Here is a 20,954-nt window from a genome sequence, read left to right on the forward strand (position 1 = left end):
CTGCCCGCCCGCCCTCGAACTGCGGCTGCTGACCGCCCCCGAGGCCGAACCCGCCCTGCGCCAGGCCGCCTTCGACTACGAGATGTCCGCCGCCAACCTGCGGTCCCTCAGTGGCGAGGGCGACCTCCCCGACGGCTGCCGGCGCGCCCAGATCACCGTCTACTCCGCGGCCAAGGACCAGGTCGACCAGGGCTTCGCAGCCGCCGACCGCTGGCAGGGCGAGGCCCGCGGCACCGCCAAGGGCCGGCCGGCCGACAAGGGCGTCGACCCCCTCAACCGCCCCGGCCCGCAGCCCGACATCTGGATTCCGGAATCCACCGCCGACTACGACGAGGCCCGTCGCGGCATGCCGGCCACGGGATCCCCGGCGACCCTGCACTACGGCGACCCGGTCGCGTACACCCCCCTGGTCGTCGGCATCCCCGCGAACCGGCGGCTGGACGACGTCGAACCGGGCGGCGCCTCCTGGCCGGAGCTGCTCACCGGAACCGACCACGCCCACCGCGACCTGAAGCTCCTGCGGCCCAGCCCCGTGCTGTCCGGCACCGGTCTGCTGCACACCATCGGCCTCTACTTCGCCCACGACGGACCGGGCGACGCCGCGCCGTACGGCCCCGATCCCGACCCGGCGCTCGCCCGCACCGCCGAGGACCGGCTCTCCGCCCCGGGCAGCCAGTACGCCGGCAGCACCGAACTCCTGTGTTCGCTGCGCCCCGACGCCGATGCCTCCGGCGCCGTCGACCGCACCCGGTCCGCGCCCCTGGTGTCGGAGAAGTCCCTGGCCGACTACAACCTCGGGCGGGCCATCGGCAGTTGCCCCGCCCTCGGCTCCGCGCTGCCCCTGCACGACCGCTACGTCGCCTACTACCCGGAGAACGTCCCGGCCCTCGACCACCCCCTCATCCGCGTCGACTGGCGCGGCACCACCGACGCCACCCCGCGGCGGGCCGCCGTGGCCCGCTTCGCCACCTGGCTGCGCGACCCGGACGGCGGTCAGCGCACGCTGGGCGCGCAGGGCTACCGCGGAGTGGACCACCACAGCCCGGGCCCCGGCTCACCGCTCAGCGACGGCCGCGCGGACGTCAGCCGCGACATCCGGGTCTCCCGTTACACGGCGGGCCCCGACCAGGTGGCCCGGGTACTGGACGGCTACGCCAAGGCACAGAAGTCCAGCCAGGTGCTGATCCTCATGGACACCTCCACCTCCATGACGGACGGCGGCAAGCTCCCGGTCGCCCTGAGCGCGGCCGGCCGCGCCCTGGAGATGGCCGGCGCCCGGCACACCTACGGCCTGTGGGCCTTCCCGGACCGTGCGCACCCCGACGACCGCGCGGCGGTGCGTGAGCTGGTCCCGCTCGGCAGCGCCGACCCGGCCCAGGGCAAGGCCGCGCTGGACCGGGTCGCGGGCGGTGAACTCGTCGATCACGGAGCCGCGATGGAGGAGGCGCTGACCCGCGCGGTCCGCACCATGAAGAAGTCCACCGCCACCAACAAGGCCATCGTGCTCCTCCTCGACGAGGACGACGGCGCGGGCGGGCGCGCGGCGGGCGTCGACCGCACCCTCGGCACCCTGGTCGGGGAGGGACCCGAGGTGCCCATCCTGGCCCTGGTGCTGGGCAGGTCCGGCTGTGACAGCTTCGCCCTGCGGCAACTGGCCGGGGCCTCCCACGGCCAGTGCGTACCCGGCGGCCCGCAGGCCGTCGACACCCTGGCCGGACGGATCGCCTCCATCGGCACGGCCACCAAGGGGGACCGATGACCGCCACGCGCACCACGGTGGGCGCCGCGCTGGCCGGCCTGGCCCTGCTCACGGCGGTCAGCGGCTGTACCCCGGCGGACCGGACCGTCCCGGAAAAGGGCGCGATCGTCCTCGCCACCGGCAGCGATCTCAGCAGCTCCGGCGTCCGGCAGGACCTGATCCGCGCCTGGGAGAAACGCACCGGCCACACGGTCCGGATCGTCAAACTCCCCGACACCGCCGACGGCCAGCGCAGCCAGCTGCTGGCGGCGGGCCAGTCCGGCAACGGCGGCTATGACGTGCTCAACCTCGACGTGGCCTGGACCGCGGAGTTCGCCGAGGCGGGCGTCATCCGGCCCTGGCCCGCGAGCCTGGACGGCGACTTCCTGGGCAGCGTGGCCAAGACGGTCGAGTACGACGGCAAGGTGTGGGGCGTCCCGTTCAACACCGATGCCGGGCTGCTCTATTACCGCAAGGATCTCCTCGACGCCCACGGTCACCACCGGCCGCCCGCCAACTGGGGCGAGCTGAAGGCCTGGGCCCTCCAGGCGGCGGACGCCTACAACCGCCGCTCGGACCAGGACGCCCGGGCCGGGAAGCAGAAACGGCCCAGGATGTACGGCATGGTCGCCCAGCTGCGGCCCTACGAAGGGCTCACCGTCAACACCCTGGAGTCCGCCTGGGCCAACGGCGGCGACCCGTATGCCACCGGCTTCGCCAAGGGCGAGCAGGTCGGCGCGCTCCAGCTGGGCATCGCGGACCTCAAGGACCGGCTCGGCACGCTCATGCCGCACGAGGCCGTCACGATGGACGAGACCGAGAGCCGCCGCTGGTTCGCCGACGGGCGTGCGGTGTTCATGCGCAACTGGCCGGTCGAGTACGCCTCGGTCGCCGAAAAGCTCACGGCCGGCACCACCTTCGACGTCGCCCAGCTGCCGGCCCGTCCCGCCGACGGACGGCGGCTGTCGGTGCTCGGCGGACAGAATCTGGCGATCTCCGCCGGCAGCGAGCGGCCGGCCGGCGCACGGGCCCTGATCGAGGCGCTGACCGACCCGGGCAGCGAACGCTGCCTGCTGGAGCGGGGGTTCGCGGCCACCCGCGACTCGGCGTACCGCGAGGGGGCCGAGGCGCCGCGCTGCCCGCTGCCGCCCGTCGACGCGGAGCACGCCGAGCACGGCGCCAGGGGCGGGCCGGAGCCGCGGCCCGACCCGCGCACCCTGCACGAGGCGCTGATGGCGGCCGCCCCGCGCCCGCGCAGCGCCCACTACCAGACGTTCAGCAAGGTCCTCCAGCTCGGCGTGGCCGCCTATCTCGACGGCAGCGGCGGCACGGCCATCGCCGACCGGCTGGCCCGGCAGGCCGATGACGCGCTCGGCGGCCGGGGCACCCCATAGCAGAGGCGCCCGGCGGACGACGGATGATGCCGTGCCCCGCCGGACGCCTCGCCGCGTCCGTGGCCGCTTGGTGCGCCGCCGTTTCCGGCTGCGTCAGGCGGCGACGATCAGGTAGATGCCGTAGGCCACGGCCACCGCGCACAGGGCGAAGGCGGCCACCGCACCGGTCCGCGCACCGGCACCCGGAGCGGCGACCGCGACCGCCGCACCCTCCTGGGCCGGCTTGCGGGACGCCCCGACGATGCCGACGGTGAACAGGCCCACGATCCCGACCGTCACCACGAGGGTGACGCCGAAGACCTGGCCGAGAGCTGTCCAGTCGATGGTCATGAAGTTCCTTTGGGTGATGACAGCTAGCGGGTGACCGTCGCGGCCTTGGCGCGCGGGGCGGGTGTCGGGGTGGCGTCGGGGCCGGCCGGCTCGGCGGGCACCTCGGCGTCGGGGGCGGTCGGCTGGGCGGGCACCCCGGTGGTGTCGGGTGTGTCCGAAGCCGGCGCCGGCTGGCCTGCCGGCGGCGGGGAGACGCTGCGCAGCGCGGCGGTCACCACGCCCGCCGGCTCCGCGGCCGGGCCCTCGTTGACATTGGTGTGGTCGATCGGCTTGCGCCGGGAGGCGGCCCAGATCGCGCCGCAGATGCCGAGTCCGAGGACCGCCACCGCCGCCACGCCCCAGTCGCCCTGGCCGGCGAGGAACGCGGCGCCCGCCGCGACCGCACCGGCGGCCGGCAGCGTCAGGCCCCAGGCGGCGACCATCCGGCCGGCCGTGGACCAGCGCACCACGCCGCCCTTGCGGCCCAGGCCCGAGCCCATCACGGCACCGGAGCAGACCTGGGTGGTGGAGAGCGCGAAGCCGAGGTGGGAGGAGGCCAGGATGGTGGCCGCGGCGCCGGTCTGGGCGGCGAAGCCCTGCGGCGGCTGGATGTCGGTGATGCCCTTGCCCATCGTGCGGATGATCCGCCAGCCGCCCAGGTACGTACCGAGCGCGATGGCCAGACCGGCCGAGGCGATGACCCACAGCGGCGGGTCGGCGTGCGGGGCGACGACCCCGCCGGTGATCAGCGCGAGCGTGATCACACCCATCGTCTTCTGGGCGTCATTCGTGCCGTGGGCGAGCGAGACCAGGGCCGCGGAGGCGATCTGCCCCGCGCGGTAGCCCTTGGCGGTGTCCGTCTCGTCGCGGTTGCGGGTCAGCCGGTAGGTGAGCCGGGTCGCCGCCATCGCGGCCAGGCCGGCCACGAACGGGGCGGCCACCGCCGGGATCAGGACCTTCATCACCACGGCCTCGCCGTGCACACCGTGGGTGCCGACGGACACCAGGGTCGCGCCGATCAGACCGCCGAAGAGAGCGTGGGAGGAGCTGGAGGGGAGACCCGCGAGCCAGGTCAGCAGGTTCCAGACGATCGCGCCGACCAGGCCGGCGAAGATCACTTCTGGTCTGATGCCGGCACCTTCATCGATGATCCCGCCGGAGATGGTCTTGGCCACCTCCACGGACAGAAACGCACCGACGAGGTTGAGCACTGCCGACATCGCCACCGCGGTCTTGGGTCGCAATGCCCCGGTGGAAATGGTGGTGGCCATTGCGTTGGCCGTGTCGTGGAAGCCGTTCGTAAAGTCGAACACCAAGGCCGTGACGATCACGATCCCGATGAGAAGCGTGATGTGTTCCATTCACCCAGGCAATCAGTTCGAAGGTCAGTGTCGCTGGGACCGTACGGAGAGTGGGTGAACGGAAAGTGAACTGGGACGGGCCGGGTGGTGACACCACCGCACTGTTCACGCGGAGGCACCCCAGCTGTCACTTCCGCCTCACCCGTTGGCGATCTGCGGATGCTGTGTCTGCGCACCGTTCCGCAGGTCACGGCCGCCCGGTGGCGGCCGCGGTGCATCCCGTCGGACGGTGTGCGGGCGCGGCCTACCGATGCTCCCAGGACCCCGGCGCACAGGGGTCCGATTCCGGCCGGTCGACGGCAGCCGTAGGGGTATCCCTGAAGAACCCGCATCTCCCTGGAGAGCAGCACCGGTTCGGCGGGCCGCGACGTACGGCGCCCGGCCTCCTCGTACGGTGTCGCGCACCGCACCGCATCCGCATCCGTATTGGCCGCACCGCGCCGGAGGACCCATGAAGGACCACCCCGACCACCTCGCCGCAGCCTGGAGCGACCTGGTCACGACCGCCCGCAGGACCGTCGCCGACGGCCTGGTGGTCGGCACCTCGGGCAATGTCTCCTGCCGCCTGAAGGACCTGGTCCTGGTCACCCCCAGCGGCGTCCCCTACGACCGGCTCGGGCCGGGCGACCTCACCGCGGTCGACCTGGCAGGAACCCAGATCATCGGCACGCTCCGGCCGACCAGCGAACTCCCCATGCACCTGGCGGTCTACCGCAGCACCACGGCCGCCGCCGTCGTCCACACCCACGCCCCGTACGCCACCGCCGTCTCCACCCTCGTGCCCGAACTCCCGCCCGTCCACTACATGACCGCGGCGCTCGGCGGCCCCGTCCGCGTCGCCCCCTACGCCCTCTACGGCAGCGACGAGCTCGCCGCCCACATGCTCGACGCGCTCCGCGACCGCACCGGCTGCCTGCTGCAGAACCACGGCACCATGACCTACGGCGACAGCCTGGACCAGGCCCTGGACCGCACCGCCCAGCTGGAGTGGATGTGCCGCGTGTGGCTCACCGCGCAGTCCGTGCCGGGCCACACCCCGAGCCTGCTGTCGGCCGGGCAGCTCGACGCGGCCGCGGCCCGGCTGCGCGGCTACGGCCAGCGGGGCCGCGGCCGGGACTGACCCCGCCCGGGCCGCCGCCCCGGCCACTCACCCGCCCGACTCCGCCAGGTGGCCGCACCCGGCGGCGCTGCGCACACTGGTGAGGTGCGCCTGGGTACTGCGGCGGCCGCGGCCGCCATCACCGTGATAGGTGCCGGGGCGGCCGCCGTGGCGGTCGGCCGGTACGCCAGCGACACTGCCCTGAAACCCTCGCCCGATCAGCCGTTCCCGGGCGACTCCCGGCTCACCGTGCACTCCGCCACCGAGGAGCGCATCGCCCTCACCCGCAGCCTGGCGGCCATGCGGCCCGGCACCTACGGGCTCACCGGCAACGGCTGCCACGCCGTGGTCGGCTCTGTCGTCCACGGCATCCCGCACCCCGCCGACGCCGTCGTCCGCCGCCTGGAGCGGGTCACCCACGGCACCCTCCGGCCGGGCAAACGGATGCGGCTCACCCCGCAGGTGCACATCGGCAACCCCCGTGACGCCCTCGGCCTCGACTACGCCGACGTCGACGTCCCCGGTGAACTCGGCTCCCTCCCGGCATGGTTCGTGCCCGGCGTCCGCGACACCTGGGTCATCACCGCACACGGCCTGGGCACCACCCGCGAGCACCCCATGGTGGCCATGCCGTTCCTGCACCGCCACCGGCTGCCCGTCCTCGACCTGGCCTACCGCAACGACCTCGGTGCCCCGCGCACCGCCGACGGCATCCACCACCTCGGCGACACCGAATGGCGCGATCTGGACGCGGCGATCCGCTACGCCCTCCGCTACGGCGCCCAGTCCGTCGTCCTCCACGGCTGGTCCACCGGCGCGACCATGGCGCTGCGTGCCGCCACCCGCTCCGCGCTGCGCGACCGGATCAGCGGTCTCGTCCTGGACTCCCCGGTCCTGGACCGCAACGCCACGGTCCGCGCGCTGGCCGCCGCCCGGCGGGTCCCGCGCGCCCTGCTGCCGCTGGTGGTGCGCGCCGCCGAGGGCTCCACGGGGATTTCCCTGGACCACCCCACCGACGCCGTCGACCCGGAGGAGCTGGACGTCCCCACCCTGCTCTTCCACGGCCCCGACGACCGGATCGCCCCCTGGACGGCCTCCCGTTCCTTCGCCGCCCGCCGCGCCGACCTGATCACTCTTCAGCCGGTCCCGCACGCCCCGCACGCCGCGATGTGGAACGCCGACCCGTCGGCCTACGAAGAGGCCCTGCGCCGCTTCCTCACCCCTCTCATGTAGGACCGCTGCCGGCTCCCGGTACGCTCCGCCGCCACCCCCCGACGCCGCCCCCATGAACCCCGGGCATACGGCGGGACAACTCCGCCCATCAGGGATGGGACGGCGAAATGCGCCGGCCCCAAAAGGCCGCACACCGGGTTCCGATTGGGCTTTCGGGCCGTCAGCGGCAACACTGCTCCTGTGACGTCCCGTACCCCGCGCGACTCCCGGCTCCGACTCGTCCCCCGTCAACCGGTTGGGGCCGCCCGCCGAGCGGTGACAACCAGGACCAAGCGCCCGGCACCCCGGCCGCCCGAGGGCACTCCGCCGCCCGCGGAGCTGGCCCGGCAGGCCCGCGCCGTGCTGGCCGGCGCGGCCCGCCTCGCCCGGTGGGCCGACAGCGGCGGCGGCAGCGGCGGCAGCCTGCGCGCCGGCCCCGACGGCGCACTGCCCGAAGCGGCGGTGGAACGGGCCGCCGAGGCCCTGCGCGTGACACCGCAGCAGGTCCGCGTCGACTGGGACCGGGCCCGGCTCGCCGGGCTCGTCGAGCTCCACGACGGCCTGGCCCGCCCCGGCTGGCGGCTGCGCGCCTGGGACCGCGACGACACCGCGGTGCTGCGCGGCTGGGTGGCGCTCTTCGACGCCTGGTCGCTGGCCCGCCCCGCCCCGGCCGGCGCCGGCCCCGCGATGGTCGCCGAAGTCGTCGAGGCGCTGCCGCAGTTGCTGTCCCTGCTGCATCTGTCGGCCGGGCCGGTCCCGCTGCCGGCGCTGCTCGACATGCTCGGCCAGCGCGTCGCCGAGCTGCGCACCGAGCGCTGCGAGGTCCCTTACGGCCAGGAGCCCGCCCCGGACGGCCCCCAGGACGCCGCAGATGCCGACGACGCCGCGGGGGCGTCGCTGGCCGCACTGCTGGCCTGGGCGCTGGACGCGCTGCGGATCGTCGGGGCGCTGGTCCCGCCGGGCGGTGCGCCGGACGGCATCCACGAGGCCGTGCACGAGGCGTCCGAGGCGCAGCTGACACCGCTCGGCAACTGGTCGGTGTGGGTCAAGCTGGAACAGATCTGCGTCGCCGCGCAGAGCCCCGCCGGCCATATCGAACAGTCCGCGGAGGCGATGCTGCGCGGCTGCGCCCGGCTCACCCCCGGACCGGCCCGCACCGAATACCGCGCCTGGCTCGCCGCCCGCTCGGTCGGTTCGGCCGTCGAGGAACTGCTCACCGTGGCCCGCGGTGAGGACGCGCTGCTGCGCGGCCTGGCCTTCGAGGCCCTGCGGGCGGTCGGCGCCCCGGCCGAGGCCGCCGTACGGGCCGCGGCCGACGAGCCGGCCCTGCGGCCGTACGCCCTGTTGTGGCTGGTCGAGCACGAGGGCGGCGACCCGGAGACCGCGCCCGATGTGCTCACCCGCGAGGAGTCGACCTGGCTCTGGGTGGACACCGCGGCGGCCGTCGCCGACCACGGCGAGACCCAACTGCTGGTGCGCCACCTCGATTCCGCGGTCCAGGGCTCGGTCCCGCGCCTCCTGGAGGAGGTCCGCGCCGTCGGCCACCCCCGCACGGTCCAGGTACTGGTAGCACTGGCCGCCGCCCACCCGGACCCCGCCCTCGCCAAGGCGGTACGGCGCGCGGCGTTCCAAGTACACACCGGAGGTGTGTGATTCCCACGTTGTCGGCTGTCCCGCCGTGATGGCTGGTCGCCGTTGCGCTTTGCGGCGCGCCGTACGTTGTCGGCTGTCCCGCCGTGGTGGCTGGTCGCCGTTGCGCCTGCGGCGGGCTGGGTGGGTGTCGGGTGCGGTGACGGACCTCCGGGGCCTGTTGTGTGGACTGCTTCGCTTTACGTCCACACAACAGGCCCCTCCGGCCCGTCCCCTCCCGTGGGAGGAGTACGTGACGGTGAGTGGGGGCGGGCCATCGTTGGTCGTTTCGGTACGACCTGTCAGGCGTGCTTGACCAGTCACGTCCGCCCCCACCGGCCCGTCACCGCACCCGACAGCCCCGCGCAGCGGACCCCGCCCGCCGCTGGGGGTACCTCCCAGCGTTAGCTGGGGGAGCAACGGCGAGCAACACCCACGGCGGGCCAGCCGACAACGTGGGGCGCGAAAAACCACTTGCAAGGGGCAGATAGACTGCCCCCATGGCAGTTCTCCCTTGGGTTCATTAGACGGCGCAGCTCGCTCTCGGACCGTCCGTCCAATCCGCCGTCTTTTCCGACCCTGGAGCTTTTCCCGTGATCACCGCCTCCGGCCTTGAGCTGCGCGCCGGCGCCCGCGTTCTCATCGAGTCCGCCTCCTTCCGTATCGCCAAGGGCGACCGCATCGGCCTGGTCGGCCGTAACGGCGCCGGCAAGACCACCCTCACCAAGGTGCTGGCCGGGGAGGGCATCCCCGCCGCCGGCTCGGTCACCCGCGGTGGCCAGGTCGGCTATCTGCCGCAGGACCCGCGCACCGGCGACCTCGACGTGCTGGCCCGCGACCGCATCCTGTCCGCCCGCGATCTGGACAGCGTGCTGCGCAAGATGCGCGAGAACGAGGACCGCATGGCGAACGGCAAGGGCGCCACCCGCGAGAAGGCCATGCGGAAGTACGAGCGCCTGGAGACGGAGTTCCTGACCAAGGGCGGGTACGCCGCCGAGGCGGAGGCCGCGACCATCGCCGCCAGCCTGGGCCTGCCCGACCGCATCCTCGGCCAGCCGCTCCATACGCTCTCCGGTGGTCAGCGCCGCCGCGTCGAGCTGGCCCGGATCCTGTTCTCGGACTCCGACACCCTGCTCCTCGACGAGCCGACCAACCACCTCGACGCCGACTCCATCGTCTGGCTGCGCGACTACCTCAAGACCTACCGCGGCGGCTTCATCGTGATCTCCCACGATGTCGACCTGGTCGAGACCGTCGTCAACAAGGTCTTCTATCTGGACGCCAACCGCTCCCAGATCGACGTCTACAACATGGGCTGGAAGCTCTACCAGCAGCAGCGCGAGGCCGACGAGAAGCGCCGCAAGCGCGAGCGCGCGAACGCCGAGAAGAAGGCCGCCGCGCTCAACTCCCAGGCCGACAAGATGCGGGCCAAGGCCACCAAGACCGTCGCCGCGCAGAACATGGCCAAGCGTGCCGAGAAGCTGCTCTCGGGGCTGGAGGAGGTGCGGCAGTCCGACAAGGTCGCCAAGCTGCGCTTCCCGGACCCGGCGCCCTGCGGCAAGACCCCGCTCACCGCCGAGGGCCTGTCGAAGTCCTACGGTTCGCTGGAGATCTTCACCGATGTCGACCTGGCCATCGACAAGGGCTCCCGGGTCGTCATCCTGGGCCTGAACGGTGCCGGCAAGACGACCCTGCTGCGGCTGCTGGCCGGCGTCGAGCAGCCGGACACCGGCGAGGTCCGCCCCGGCCACGGCCTGAAGCTCGGCTACTACGCCCAGGAGCACGAGACCCTGGACCCGGACCGCACGGTGCTGGAGAACATGCGGTCGGCCGCCCCGGACATGGACCTGGTCGCCATCCGCAAGACGCTGGGCTCCTTCCTCTTCTCCGGCGACGACGTCGACAAGCCCGCCGGGGTGCTCTCCGGCGGTGAGAAGACCCGGCTCGCCCTGGCGACCCTGGTCGTCTCCTCCGCCAACGTCCTGCTGCTCGACGAGCCCACCAACAACCTCGACCCGGCCAGCCGCGAGGAGATCCTCGGCGCGCTGCACACCTTCACGGGCGCGGTGGTCCTGGTCACGCACGACGAGGGAGCCGTGGACGCGCTGGCGCCGGAGCGGATCATTCTGCTGCCCGACGGTGTCGAGGACCTGTGGGGCCAGGACTACGCGGATCTCGTCGCGCTGGCCTGACCGCGGCGAATGGATCATGCCGTATGGATCATTCGGCCGACGTGTGATCCATCATCTGAGTGAGAACGGCTCGTACACCGGCGAGCCTGCAACGGATGGCCGGGCCCTTGCGGCCCGGCCGTCACCTTTTTGGCCCCATACCGCCTGACCTGGCATTTCTCGGGGGAATCCGGGCCCGGAGGGCCCTCTGGGCAGCCGGAATGGGCACTTCCGGGCCGGATGACGGAGCGTCCGAAGGCAAAGGATGTCGTAGAGACCTTGCGGAATGGGTGGCCAGGAAGCCGGGGAGGGGTGATCATGAGAGTCCAGAGCGCACTTCCCACGAGGAGGCACGGGTGGCCGAGACTCTGAAGAAGGGCAGCCGGGTAACCGGCGCCGCGCGCGAGAAGCTCGCGGCAGACCTGAAGAAGAAGTACGACTCCGGTGCGAGCATCCGGGCGCTGGCCGAGGAAACCGGCCGGTCCTACGGATTCGTGCATCGGATGCTCAGCGAATCCGGTGTGGTCCTGCGCGGTCGTGGCGGAGCCACGAGGGGCAAGAAGGCCGCTTCGGCCTGACGGCCACGCCTTTGAGTGCAACGGTCTCCCCCCGGCCGACGAAGCCGTCGGCCGGGAGGTTACCGTTCAGTCACTTACGCACGCAGGTGCGGCTGGCTGACTCGGAGGCGCTGATGACTCTGCTCGACAAGGACGGTGTGCGACTCACCGTGGACGATGCCATCGCCACGGTGACCCTCGCCCATGCGGCCAAGCGCAATGCGCAGTCCCCGGCCATGTGGCGGGCGCTCGCCGAAGCGGGCTCGCTGCTGCCGGGCAGCATTCGGATCGTGGTGCTGCGCGGTGAGGGCATGTCCTTCTCCGCGGGCCTGGACCGTCAGGCGTTCACGCCCGAAGGCTTCGACGGCGAGCCGTCGTTCATCGATCTTGCCCGTGGCACGGACAGCGCACTGGACGCCACCATCGCCGAGTACCAGGAAGCGTTCACCTGGTGGCGGCGCAATGACCTGGTGTCCATCGCCGCCGTGCAGGGACACGCCATCGGCGCGGGCTTCCAGCTCGCACTCGCCTGCGATCTGCGGGTGGTCGCGCCGGACGTCCAGTTCGCCATGCGCGAGACCAGCCTGGGACTCGTACCGGACCTGACCGGTACCCACCCCCTGGTCGGGCTGGTGGGCTACGCCCGGGCGCTGGAGATCTGCGCCACCGGGCGCTTCGTGCACGCCGAGGAGGCCGAGCGGATCGGCCTCGCCAATCTTGTGGTGCCCGCGGACGAACTCGACGGCGCGGTGGGCGACCTGGCCGCCGCGCTCATTGCCGCGCCGCGGGACGCCGTGATCGAGACCAAGGCCCTGCTGGCCGGTGCCGCGGGCCGTACGTACGAGGAGCAGCGCACCGCCGAGCGGGCCGCGCAGGCGCGCCGGCTGCGCGACCTGGCGGGCGTGGGGGAGTAGCGCCCCGTTCCGGACCGCGGCAGGCGGCCGGCCGGGCTGTCCGGCCGGCCGCCTCAGCCCTGCTCCACCGCCGTGACCAGCACGGCGACCGTCGACACCGCGGGCGGCGCGGCCGTCACCGCCTGTCGTACGGCGGCGGAGACGTCCAGCGCCCGGTGGCCGGGCGCGGTCGCCAGCTGGATCAGCGCATGCCCGTCGGTGAGCCGTACGGGACGGGACGAACCGAGCGCCGGTGCCAGGCGGGCCACACCCGCGACGCCCAGGGTCACGGCGGCGATCCCGGCCGCTCCGTCCTGCGTCGCGCCGCTCCGTTCGTCCGTCACCGGCGCGGTGGGCGGACCGCCCGACGGGGCGGGGGCCGGCGCCTGCGGTGCCCCGGCCTCGTCCGTGTCCAGCAGGCCGCTGACCTGTAGATCCACCACGGCCACCACCAGCCCCAGCTCCCGGACCGACGCCTCCAGCAGTGCCGCCCGCACCTGGTCGGCGACCGTGAGCAGCGGCCGGTCGCCGGCCGCGGCGAAATCCGCCTCGATCCGCAGCGGGCCCGGCGGCAGCGCGCTCGGGGGCGCCGGCACCGCGGGATCCGGCGCGCGGTCGGGGTCGGCGACCGACAGCCGCAACGAGCCCAGGCGTACCCCGGGCGGTGTCCCGGCGGCCCTTCGCAGGACCCCGGCGGCGGCCTGCTCGGTGATCCACGATCCGTCCGCCGGCCCGCCGAGCGGCAGCAGGCGGCCGATCCCGAGCTGCGTCCGCACCGCCTGTGCCCACTGGTTCGCGGTCACCGCGTCACCCCTTTCCCGGCAGGCCCCGGCCCCTCTTCGGGCACGTCCCGGACCACGCCCCCAGCCTGCCGCAGAGCGGCCCCCACAGCAGCGTGCTGCCCCGCACGGCGCCGTAGGGAGCACTCCGCTGCCGCAGCCCCGAAGCGAACCGGACAAACCGGACCTACTGTGGGCAACGTAGCGGGCGGACCGCTTCTCCCCGCGGAAAGGGACGTACGGCGATGAGCGAGAGCCAGCAGGCCGAGGCACCCAGGACCCCCACCAAGAGGGGTGGCGGCGATCCCGCCACGCGTGGGCGGACCACCATCGCCGACGGTGTCGTGGAGAAGATCGCCGGTCTTGCGGCCCGGGACGTCCTCGGTGTGCACGCCATGGGCAGCGGCCTGGCCCGTACGCTCGGCGCCGTGCGCGACCGGGTGCCCGGCGGCGGGCGGTCCGCGACCGCCACCCGCGGGGTCAAGGCCGAGGTCGGCGAGGTGCAGACCGCGCTGGACCTGGAGATCGTGGTCGACTACGGCGTCGCCATCGCCGATGTCGCGCGGTCGGTGCGGGAGAACGTCATCTCCGCCGTGGAGCGGATGACGGGCCTGGAGGTCGTCGAGGTCAATATCGCGGTCAGCGATGTCAAGCTCCCCGACGAGGCGGACGAAGAAGAGGAATCCGAGACGCGGCTCCACTAGCCGGGGCCGTCCGGAGCGGTAGCGAAGGAGCGCACGATGAGCATGGCCGTGGCCGGCCTCTTGGCCGGTATGGCGCTGGGCTTCGCCGGATTCTTCGGTGGTTTCGGCGCCTTCGTACTGGTGGCGGCGCTGGGCGCCATCGGGTTCGTGGTCGGCAGATTCCTCGACGGGGATCTGGAAGCCGGCGAATTCTTCCGTCCGCGCCGCGGCGACCGCGACGAGCGGCGGCGGTGAGGCCGGGTGGCGACGGTGTCCCCGCCCGCCGCCGTACCGGCGGGTGAGCGGGGCGCGACCAGAATCGCGGACCGGGTGGTGGCGAAGATCGCCGCGCAGGCGGCCCGGGAGGCGCTGCTCCGGGAGTCCCCGCGCGCCCGCACGGACGCCCATGCGACGGTGACCGTGCACCGGCACGAGGAGCGCCGGAACTTCGGCGAGGCACGGGTACGGATCGCCGTGGAGCTGGGCTACCCCTCCGACATCGGGGCGCAGAGCCGCGTGGTGCGCCGTCATGTCACCGAGCAGGTGCAGGAGTTGGCGAACATGGCGGTGCCCGAGGTCGCGGTGGAGGTCGAGCGGCTGCACTCACCGCAGCTGGACCGTACCGACCGCGGGAGGGTGCGATGAGCGACGACGACGCGCGGCCGGCGGACACCCGGCGGCTGCCCACGCTGACACCCGACACCGGGGACGAGACACCGCGGTCCGGACCGGACGACACCCCCGCGGGCAGCGACGAGGACGACCGCACCGGGCGCTTCTGGTCGGCCCGCCGGGTGCCGGCCGCCGTGGTCGCGGCGCTGCTGCTGGCCGCCGCCGGGCTGCTGCTCTACGACGTGGCCGCGGTACGCGCCGACCGCCCCGCGATGGCCTGGCGCCGACGCCTCGCCCATGACCTGGCCACCCGTCCGCTCGACAACCCCTGGGTGCTGGGCGCCGCCGCGCTCGCCGTGGTCCTCGGCATCTGGCTGATCGTGCTGGCCCTCACCCCCGGGCTGCGCCAGGTGCTGCCGATGCGGCGGTCGGCGCCGGGTATCCGGGCCGGGCTGGACCGGTCGGCCGCCGCGCTGGTGCTGCGCGACCGGGCCATGGAGGTCGCCGGCGTGCAGTCCGTACGGATGAAGGTCGGCCGCCGCAAGGCCAGGGCGCATGCCGTCTCGCACTTCCGCGAGCTGGACGAGGTCCGCGCCGACCTCGACGTCTCGCTCGGCGAGGGGCTGCGGCAGCTGGGGCTGGCACACGGGCTGGGGCTGACGGTGCACGTCCGGCGCCCGAAGAAGGGGTGAGCGCGCGATGCTCAGGATCCGCAGAACGACCAATCGGATGCTGCTCGGCCTGGCCGGTGTGGTGCTGTTCGGCACCGGCGCCGCGGTGCTGTTCGGCGGTCTCGACCTGCCCGCGAAGTGGCATCTCGGCCTGCCCGCCGGCTGGCCGTGGTCCCGGCCCGGCGACGTGCTGCTCCCCGCGCACGCCCGCACCCGCTGGACCCACCAGGGCTGGTGGTGGCCGGTCGTCATCGCGGCCCTGGCCGTCTTCGTGCTGCTGATGCTGTGGTGGCTGCTGTCCCAGCTGCGGCGGCGCCGGCTGCAGGAGATCCTCGTCGACAGCGGCGACGGCGAGGGCGCCGTGCTGCGCGGCCGGGCGCTGGCGGCCGCCGTCGCCGCCGAGATGGAGTCGCTGGACGGCGTCGACGGGGCCGGTGTGCTGCTGACCGGCAGCCGGACCGCACCGCAGGTCAGAGCGCTGCTGGCGCTGGCCCCGCACGCCGACCCGGGCACCGTCCTGCAGCGGCTGTCCCACGAGGCGGTGGCGCACGCCCGCGACTCGGCCGGGCTCGACGAGCTGCCGGCCGAGGTCCGGCTGCGGGCCGTCAAGCACCGGCCCGAGCGGGTCAGTTAGGGCCCCTCGGGTGGACAGGGGGCAAGTGCGGCGCCTTTCCCCCGTCAGAACCCGTGCCGGGCGCCGCCGTCCACCGGCACCATCACACCGGTGACGTACGAAGCGGCCGGCGACAGCAGGAACGCCGCGGTCCGGCCGAACTCCTCCGGCGTGCCGTAACGGCCCAGCGGGATGGACGCACAGTTGCGGGCGTGGCTGCCCTCCGGGTCGCCGGAGAGCGCATCGAGCTGGGTCATCCGGTCGGTGGCGATCCGGCCGGGCAGCACCCCCAGGACGCGGATGCCGCGCGGCCCCAGCTCGTTGGCGAGCGACTTGGCGAAGCCGGCCAGCCCGGGGCGGAGCCCGTTGGAGATGGTCAGGCCGCTGATCGGCTCGTACACCGAACCGGACAGCACAAAGCCGATCACCCCGCCCGCCGGCAGCTCGGCGGCGGCCGCACGGGCCAGCCGTACCGCGCCGAGGAAGACCGATTCGAAGGCCGACTGCCACTGTTCGTCGGTGTTGTCGGCGGCGGTGCCGGGCGCCGGGCCGCCCACGCTGATCAGCACGCCGTCCAGCCGGCCGAAGCGCGCACGGGCCGCCGCCAGCAGGCGGTCGGGGGCATCGGCGGCGGAGTTGTCGGCCGCCACGCCCAGGGCACGGTCGCCGAGCGAGGCGGCGGCCGCGGCCGCGCTCTCCTCGGTGCGCCCGGTGAGCACCACCTGGGCGCCGTCGGCGACCAGTTCACGGGCGGTGGCGAAGCCGAGGCCGCGGGTCGCCCCGGTGAGCAGGTACGTCCGGTCAGTGAGTCCGAGATCCATGGTCCTAGTCTGCCGTTGCTCCGTCGAGGAGGCCGAAGGCGGTCCCCACCAGGCCGATGTGGCTGAAGGCCTGCGGATAGTTGCCCAGCTGGCGCCCCGCGGCCGGGTCGTACTCCTCGGAGAGCAGGCCCACGTCGTTGCGCAGGTCCAGCAGCCGCTCGAACATCTCCCGGGCCTCGTCCCGCCGGCCGCTGAGCTGCAGTGCGTCGGCGAGCCAGAACGAGCAGACCAGGAAGGTGCCCTCGCCGCCCGGCAGCCCGTCGACCGAGCCGCCCTCCGTGCTGTAGCGGCGCACCAGACCGTCGTGCGTCAGCTCCCGGCGCACCGTGTCGATGGTGTTCAGCACCCGTGGGTCGTCACCGGGCAGAAAGCCGACCCGGGGGATCAGCAGGGTCGCGGCGTCCAGTTCCTTCGAGCCGTAGAACTGGGTGAAGGTGCCGCGCTCGGCGTCGTAGCCGCGTTCGCACACCTCACGGTGGACCTTCTCGCGCATCGCCCGCCAGCGGTCGGCGTCCCCGCTGAACTTCGGATTCGCCTCGATCGCCCGTACCGCCCGGTCGGCCGCGACCCAGGCCATGACCTTGGAGTGCACGAAGTGCCGCTGCGGCCCGCGGATCTCCCACAGGCCCTCGTCGGGGTCGCGCCAGGTGGACTCCAGGTAGTCCACCAGGGCGCGCTGGATGCTCCAGGCGTGCGGCTCCGACGGCAGCCCGGCCCTGCGCGCGACGTGGAAGGAGTCCAGCACCTCGCCGTAGACATCGAGCTGACGCTGTTCGACCGCGGCGTTGCCGATGCGGACCGGCGCGGAGTCGCAGTAGCCGGTCAGCCACGGCAGCTCGGCCTCCGGCAGCCGCCGCTCACCCGCCAGCCCGTACATGATCTGCAGATCGTCGGGGGCACCGGCCACCGCGCGCAGCAGCCAGTCCCGCCAGGCTCCGGCCTCCTCCAGATAGCCGGCGGACAGCAGGGAGTTCAGGGTGAGACTGGCGTCGCGCAGCCAGCAGTAGCGGTAGTCCCAGTTGCGCACCCCGCCCAGCTCCTCGGGCAGCGAGGTGGTGGGGGCCGCCACGATGCCGCCGGTCGGCGCGTAGGTGAGCGCCTTGAGGGTGATCAGCGAGCGCATCACGGCCTCGCGGTACGGCCCGTCGTAGCGGCAGCGCGCGGACCAGGTGTGCCAGTCGTCCAGGGTGTCCTGGAGCGCCGTGTACGGCTCGATCTGGGTCGGCCGCGGCTCGTGCGAGGGGTGCCAGGTCAGCACGAACGCGGCCCGCTCGCCCTCGGCGACGGTGAGGTCCGAGCGGGTGCTGAAGTCCTTGCCGTAGGTGCTGCCCTGCGGTGGGGTGCGCAGCCATACGGAGTCCGGTCCGGCGATGGCGACCCGGCTGCCCTCCGCGGCGCGGACCCAGGGCACCACCCGCCCGTAGTCGAAGCGCAGCCGCAGCTCGCTGCGCATCTCGACGCTGCCGCGCAGGCCTTCCACGATCCGTACGACATCGGGCGCGCGGTCGCGCTGCGGCATGAAGTCGATGACCCGGACGCTGCCGGTGGGTGTCTCCCACACCGTGTCGAGGATCAGCGAATCGCCGCGGTAGGAGCGCTGTGCGCGGGCGTCCGCGGACCGGGGAGCCACCTGCCAGTGGCCGTTCTCCTTGCCGCCGAGGAGCGCCGCGAAGCAGGCGCCGGAGTCGAAGCGGGGCAGGCACAGCCAGTCGATGGAGCCGTCGCGGCCGACGAGTGCGGCGGTCTGCAGATCACCGATGAGCGCGTAGTCCTCGATATGTGGATGCACGCCTCGCACCTTCCCGCCCGGCGCCCGCGCTACGCGGTGGGGCGGCTGTCCGGGCTACCCGCGGGCGGGCTACCCGCGGGCGGGGGCCGTGGCCGCTTCCTCGCCGTCCTGCGGGTCCGGGGCGTCGTGCGGGTCTTCGCCGTCCTGCGGGTCCTCGCCGTTCCCGGTCCCGTGCGGCTCCGCGGCCTCCTTGGCCTCCTTGGCCGCGGCCTCCGCACGGTCGCGGCGCTCACGGCGTACGAGGACGGTCCAGCCGACCGGCACCGCCGCCGCGAACAGCCACCACTGGATCGCATAGGCCATGTGCGGGCCGATGGAGTCGTGGTCCGGCTCGGGGACCAGCTCCGGCGTGCCGCCGGCCGGCTTGGGCCCGGTCTGCTCGATATAGCCGCCGAGCGTCGGCCGGCCGACCCGCTTCGCCTGCTCCTTGCTGTTGATCAGCATGATCTGGCGCGGGGGCAGGCCCTTGGTGTCCTTGATTCCGCTGAACGCGGTGGTCTCGTCGGCCATCATCCGGCCGGTCACGGTGACCTTGCCCTTGGGGGCTGCCGGGACGTCCGGGAACTTGGTGAGGTCGTTGCCCGCCGAGATCCAGCCGCGGTTGACCAGCACGGCCTGGCCGTTGCCCAGCACCAGCGGGCTCAGTACGTAGTAGCCGATGCTCTGCTCGTCGGCGGCGGTGCGCTGGCGGACCACGACCTCGTGCGCGGTGTCGAAGCTGCCGGTGGCGGTGACCGGGCGCCACATGTCGTGGCGGGGGAGGGACCGGCCGGGGGCGGTCAGCTCGGTGACCGGGACCGGCCTGGCTGCCAGGCTGCGCGCGATGAGCTGGTTCTGCGCCACCTTGTGCTGATGGCGGTGGAGCTGCCAGAAGCCCAGCTTGATCATGACGGGGATCAGCAGCAGCGCCACGAGGGTGACGATCACCCACTGCCGGGACAACAGGAAGCGGTACACGGCTTCGACGGTACCTGGGGCGCCACGGCCCCCGGGCGGCGGGTCCTCCGGGTCCTCCGGGTCCTCCGGTGGGCGGGCCCTGCCGGGTGGTCCGGTGGGCGGGTCCTGCCGGGTGCTGCGCGCTCCGGTCCGGCGGACCCGCCGGATCAGACCCGGTCGACGATGCCCACCCTCCCGTCCGAGCGGGCGCAGTGGGCACCGCAGTACCACTTCTGGTCGGCCTCGACGCCCTGGCCGATGATCTGGCACCGGCAGTGCTCACAGATCGGCGCCATGCGGTGGATGGCGCAGGCGAAGCAGTCGAAGACGTGCACCGCGCCCTGCGCGTGCACCTCGAACGTCATGCCGTATTCGTTTCCGCAGACCTCACAACGTGCCATGCGCCACAGGGTGCGGGCGCCGCCCGCGCGGGGCGAGGTGCCGACGGGTGTGTTGACCGGGCTTCACCCGGACGCACGCGCCGGGGCCACGTCCTGCAGCAGCTGCATGAAGGCCGCCTCGTCGATCACGACCGTGCCGTACGAGGCGGCCTTGGCGGTCTTGGACGTACGGGCGTCGGGATCGTTGGTCACCAGCAGGCTGGTCAGCCGGGACAAGCTCGTGGCGACATGCAGCCCGGCCTCGATCGCCCGGTCCTCCAGCAGCTCGCGGTCCACGGAGGTGTCGCCGGAGAAGGCGACCCGCATCCCCTGGACGAGCCGGCCGCCCGCCTCATAGCGCCCCGGGTTGGGGTAGGGGCACGCCGGGCGCTTACGGGACGGCCGCCAGGAGGTGGGGCGGTAGAGCGAGGCGGTGGTGTGCTGCCGGGGTGCGGGCGCGTCCGACCACTCCGTCAGCGGCTGGCAGGTCAGCAGCGGCAGCCGCAGATTCTCCTGTGCGGCCCGCCGCAGACTGGGCCGGAACGCCTCGGCCAGCACCCGGGCGTCGTCCAGCGCATGGTGGGCGCGCTGCTGCACCACGCCGTAATGGGCGGCGAGCGTCTCCAGCTTGTGGTTGGGCAGCGGCAGCTGCAACTCCTTGGACAGGGCGATGGTGCACAGCCGCTGGCGCACCGGCGCGGCCGCCGCGGCGCGGGCATACTCCCGGGCGATCATCGACCAGTCGAACATGGCGTTGTGGGCGACCAGGACCCGGTCCTCCAGCCGCTTGGAGAGTTCCGGGACGATCTCCGGGAAGAGCGGGGCATCGGCGAGCACGGCGCTGGTGAGACCGTGGATCCAGACCGGTCCCGGGTCCCGCTGCGGGTTGACGAGGGTGTACCAGTGGTCCTGGACCTCGCCCTGCGCGTCGAGTTGGTACACGGCGGCGGAGATGATCCGGTCGTCACGGGCCAGGCCCGTGGTCTCCACGTCGACCACCGCGTATCCCTGGGGATACGCGGTCGGCCAGGGAGCCGGCGGCGTCTGCGGGCCCGGCTGCTGCCCGATCTTCGGCGCGATCGGGTCGGCTGCTGCCATGCGGTCTTCGAGCATGGTCCCTGAGGATACGGGCCGCCACTGACAGCCACCGAACCGCCGTCGCTTGCAACGGCCGTGGGGGGCGTCGACAACGGCCGTGGGGCGTCGCCGTCAACGCCCGTTGGGGGGCGCCCGCAACGCCCCATCGTGCGTCCGGGCCCCGGTAATTCCCGGGCGGGTGCGGGAGTTGACGGGGGACGAGGAGGGGC

Annotated in this window: 21 protein-coding genes; 13 read left to right on the plus strand and 8 right to left on the minus strand. The window is 73.5% G+C overall.

Going from position 1 to position 20,954, the window contains the following annotated elements:
- Together EST54_RS27980 and EST54_RS27985 are read left to right on the plus strand one after the other, a co-directional pair.
- Window positions 1–1,759: vWA domain-containing protein (locus tag EST54_RS27980; protein ID WP_135796900.1), on the plus strand; the 1,759-nt coding region annotated here is incomplete at its 5' end.
- Entirely contained in the window at window positions 1,756–3,132 is a 1,377-nt protein-coding gene (locus EST54_RS27985) for an extracellular solute-binding protein (protein WP_129250506.1), read from the plus strand. The genes EST54_RS27980 and EST54_RS27985, both read left to right, overlap by 4 nt.
- 93 nt (window positions 3,133–3,225) lie before the next feature.
- Here EST54_RS27985 and EST54_RS27990 read toward each other — a convergent pair whose 3' ends face one another.
- A complete protein-coding gene (locus EST54_RS27990; RefSeq protein ID WP_129250507.1) occupies window positions 3,226–3,462 on the minus strand; it encodes a hypothetical protein in 237 nt (78 codons plus the stop codon).
- 23 nt (window positions 3,463–3,485) lie between these two features.
- Window positions 3,486–4,802, minus strand: a complete 1,317-nt coding sequence (locus EST54_RS27995) for an inorganic phosphate transporter (RefSeq protein WP_129250508.1) — start codon at window positions 4,800–4,802, stop codon at window positions 3,486–3,488.
- A 451-nt stretch (window positions 4,803–5,253) separates the two neighbouring features.
- Here EST54_RS27995 and EST54_RS28000 point away from each other — a divergent pair, with 451 nt between their 5' ends.
- From EST54_RS28000 to EST54_RS28025, 6 genes are all read left to right on the plus strand, one after another.
- The gene (locus EST54_RS28000; RefSeq protein WP_129250509.1) at window positions 5,254–5,922 is read left to right on the plus strand and encodes a class II aldolase/adducin family protein; all 669 of its coding nucleotides are present in this window, start codon (window positions 5,254–5,256) and stop codon (window positions 5,920–5,922) included.
- A gap of 84 nt (window positions 5,923–6,006) precedes the next feature.
- Entirely contained in the window at window positions 6,007–7,134 is a 1,128-nt protein-coding gene (locus tag EST54_RS28005; RefSeq protein ID WP_129250510.1) for an alpha/beta hydrolase, read from the plus strand.
- A gap of 180 nt (window positions 7,135–7,314) precedes the next feature.
- Complete coding sequence (locus EST54_RS28010) at window positions 7,315–8,766, plus strand: hypothetical protein (RefSeq protein WP_129250511.1); 1,452 nt, start codon at window positions 7,315–7,317, stop codon at window positions 8,764–8,766.
- Between the two features lie 569 nt (window positions 8,767–9,335).
- The gene (locus EST54_RS28015; protein ID WP_129250512.1) at window positions 9,336–10,934 is read left to right on the plus strand and encodes an ABC-F family ATP-binding cassette domain-containing protein; all 1,599 of its coding nucleotides are present in this window, start codon (window positions 9,336–9,338) and stop codon (window positions 10,932–10,934) included.
- Window positions 10,935–11,269: 335 nt separating this feature from the next.
- Window positions 11,270–11,491: a helix-turn-helix domain-containing protein gene (locus EST54_RS28020; RefSeq protein ID WP_006606369.1), complete on the plus strand. Its 222-nt coding sequence runs from the start codon at window positions 11,270–11,272 to the stop codon at window positions 11,489–11,491.
- Window positions 11,492–11,604: 113 nt separating this feature from the next.
- Window positions 11,605–12,384, plus strand: a complete 780-nt coding sequence (locus EST54_RS28025) for an enoyl-CoA hydratase/isomerase family protein (protein WP_129250513.1) — start codon at window positions 11,605–11,607, stop codon at window positions 12,382–12,384.
- Window positions 12,385–12,437: 53 nt separating this feature from the next.
- Here EST54_RS28025 and EST54_RS28030 read toward each other — a convergent pair whose 3' ends face one another.
- Window positions 12,438–13,166, minus strand: coding sequence for a hypothetical protein (locus tag EST54_RS28030; protein WP_129250514.1), 729 nt, complete (start codon window positions 13,164–13,166; stop codon window positions 12,438–12,440).
- 221 nt (window positions 13,167–13,387) lie between these two features.
- On the opposite strand from EST54_RS28030, the gene EST54_RS28035 reads away from it, so the two are divergent.
- Genes EST54_RS28035 through amaP form a run of 5 tightly spaced genes read left to right on the plus strand, consistent with a single transcriptional unit; the run spans window position 13,388 to window position 15,742 of the window.
- Complete coding sequence (locus EST54_RS28035; protein ID WP_129250515.1) at window positions 13,388–13,846, plus strand: Asp23/Gls24 family envelope stress response protein; 459 nt, start codon at window positions 13,388–13,390, stop codon at window positions 13,844–13,846.
- 36 nt (window positions 13,847–13,882) lie between these two features.
- Window positions 13,883–14,080, plus strand: coding sequence for a hypothetical protein (locus EST54_RS28040; RefSeq protein ID WP_129250516.1), 198 nt, complete (start codon window positions 13,883–13,885; stop codon window positions 14,078–14,080).
- Window positions 14,081–14,086: 6 nt separating this feature from the next.
- Entirely contained in the window at window positions 14,087–14,470 is a 384-nt protein-coding gene (locus tag EST54_RS28045) for an Asp23/Gls24 family envelope stress response protein (protein ID WP_129250517.1), read from the plus strand.
- Window positions 14,467–15,129: a DUF6286 domain-containing protein gene (locus EST54_RS28050; RefSeq protein ID WP_129250518.1), complete on the plus strand. Its 663-nt coding sequence runs from the start codon at window positions 14,467–14,469 to the stop codon at window positions 15,127–15,129. Before EST54_RS28045 ends, EST54_RS28050 begins: the two co-directional genes overlap by 4 nt.
- Before the next feature lie 7 nt (window positions 15,130–15,136).
- Window positions 15,137–15,742 (plus strand): alkaline shock response membrane anchor protein AmaP, encoded by a 606-nt coding sequence (amaP, locus tag EST54_RS28055; RefSeq protein ID WP_174857534.1) that lies wholly within the window; start codon window positions 15,137–15,139, stop codon window positions 15,740–15,742.
- 44 nt (window positions 15,743–15,786) lie between these two features.
- Here amaP and EST54_RS28060 read toward each other — a convergent pair whose 3' ends face one another.
- The 5 genes from EST54_RS28060 to EST54_RS28080 all read right to left on the minus strand — a co-directional run bounded on the left by EST54_RS28060 (window position 15,787) and on the right by EST54_RS28080 (window position 20,760).
- Entirely contained in the window at window positions 15,787–16,542 is a 756-nt protein-coding gene (locus tag EST54_RS28060; RefSeq protein ID WP_129250519.1) for an SDR family oxidoreductase, read from the minus strand.
- Between the two features lie 4 nt (window positions 16,543–16,546).
- Complete coding sequence (locus tag EST54_RS28065) at window positions 16,547–18,331, minus strand: glycoside hydrolase family 15 protein (RefSeq protein WP_129250520.1); 1,785 nt, start codon at window positions 18,329–18,331, stop codon at window positions 16,547–16,549.
- 69 nt (window positions 18,332–18,400) lie between these two features.
- The gene (locus EST54_RS28070; RefSeq protein ID WP_129250521.1) at window positions 18,401–19,288 is read right to left on the minus strand and encodes an SURF1 family cytochrome oxidase biogenesis protein; all 888 of its coding nucleotides are present in this window, start codon (window positions 19,286–19,288) and stop codon (window positions 18,401–18,403) included.
- 146 nt (window positions 19,289–19,434) lie between these two features.
- Window positions 19,435–19,668: a hypothetical protein gene (locus tag EST54_RS28075; RefSeq protein WP_006606380.1), complete on the minus strand. Its 234-nt coding sequence runs from the start codon at window positions 19,666–19,668 to the stop codon at window positions 19,435–19,437.
- Window positions 19,669–19,731: 63 nt separating this feature from the next.
- Window positions 19,732–20,760, minus strand: coding sequence for a DEDDh family exonuclease (locus EST54_RS28080; RefSeq protein ID WP_239012207.1), 1,029 nt, complete (start codon window positions 20,758–20,760; stop codon window positions 19,732–19,734).
- Window positions 20,761–20,954: the final 194 nt, after the last annotated feature.

Source organism: Streptomyces sioyaensis (assembly GCF_004122735.1).
GTDB classification, from domain to species: domain Bacteria; phylum Actinomycetota; class Actinomycetes; order Streptomycetales; family Streptomycetaceae; genus Streptomyces; species Streptomyces sioyaensis.

Coding starts and splice junctions, on each gene's coding strand:
- EST54_RS27985 (WP_129250506.1), top strand. CDS start 1,756: ATGACCGCCACGCGCACCACGGTGGGCGCCGCGCTGGCCGGCCTGGCC.
- EST54_RS27990 (WP_129250507.1), bottom strand. CDS start 3,462: ATGACCATCGACTGGACAGCTCTCGGCCAGGTCTTCGGCGTCACCCTC.
- EST54_RS27995 (WP_129250508.1), bottom strand. CDS start 4,802: ATGGAACACATCACGCTTCTCATCGGGATCGTGATCGTCACGGCCTTG.
- EST54_RS28000 (WP_129250509.1), top strand. CDS start 5,254: ATGAAGGACCACCCCGACCACCTCGCCGCAGCCTGGAGCGACCTGGTC.
- EST54_RS28025 (WP_129250513.1), top strand. CDS start 11,605: ATGACTCTGCTCGACAAGGACGGTGTGCGACTCACCGTGGACGATGCC.
- EST54_RS28035 (WP_129250515.1), top strand. CDS start 13,388: ATGAGCGAGAGCCAGCAGGCCGAGGCACCCAGGACCCCCACCAAGAGG.
- EST54_RS28040 (WP_129250516.1), top strand. CDS start 13,883: ATGAGCATGGCCGTGGCCGGCCTCTTGGCCGGTATGGCGCTGGGCTTC.
- EST54_RS28050 (WP_129250518.1), top strand. CDS start 14,467: ATGAGCGACGACGACGCGCGGCCGGCGGACACCCGGCGGCTGCCCACG.
- amaP (WP_174857534.1), top strand. CDS start 15,137: ATGCTCAGGATCCGCAGAACGACCAATCGGATGCTGCTCGGCCTGGCC.
- EST54_RS28060 (WP_129250519.1), bottom strand. CDS start 16,542: ATGGATCTCGGACTCACTGACCGGACGTACCTGCTCACCGGGGCGACC.
- EST54_RS28075 (WP_006606380.1), bottom strand. CDS start 19,668: ATGGCACGTTGTGAGGTCTGCGGAAACGAATACGGCATGACGTTCGAG.
- EST54_RS28080 (WP_239012207.1), bottom strand. CDS start 20,760: ATGCTCGAAGACCGCATGGCAGCAGCCGACCCGATCGCGCCGAAGATC.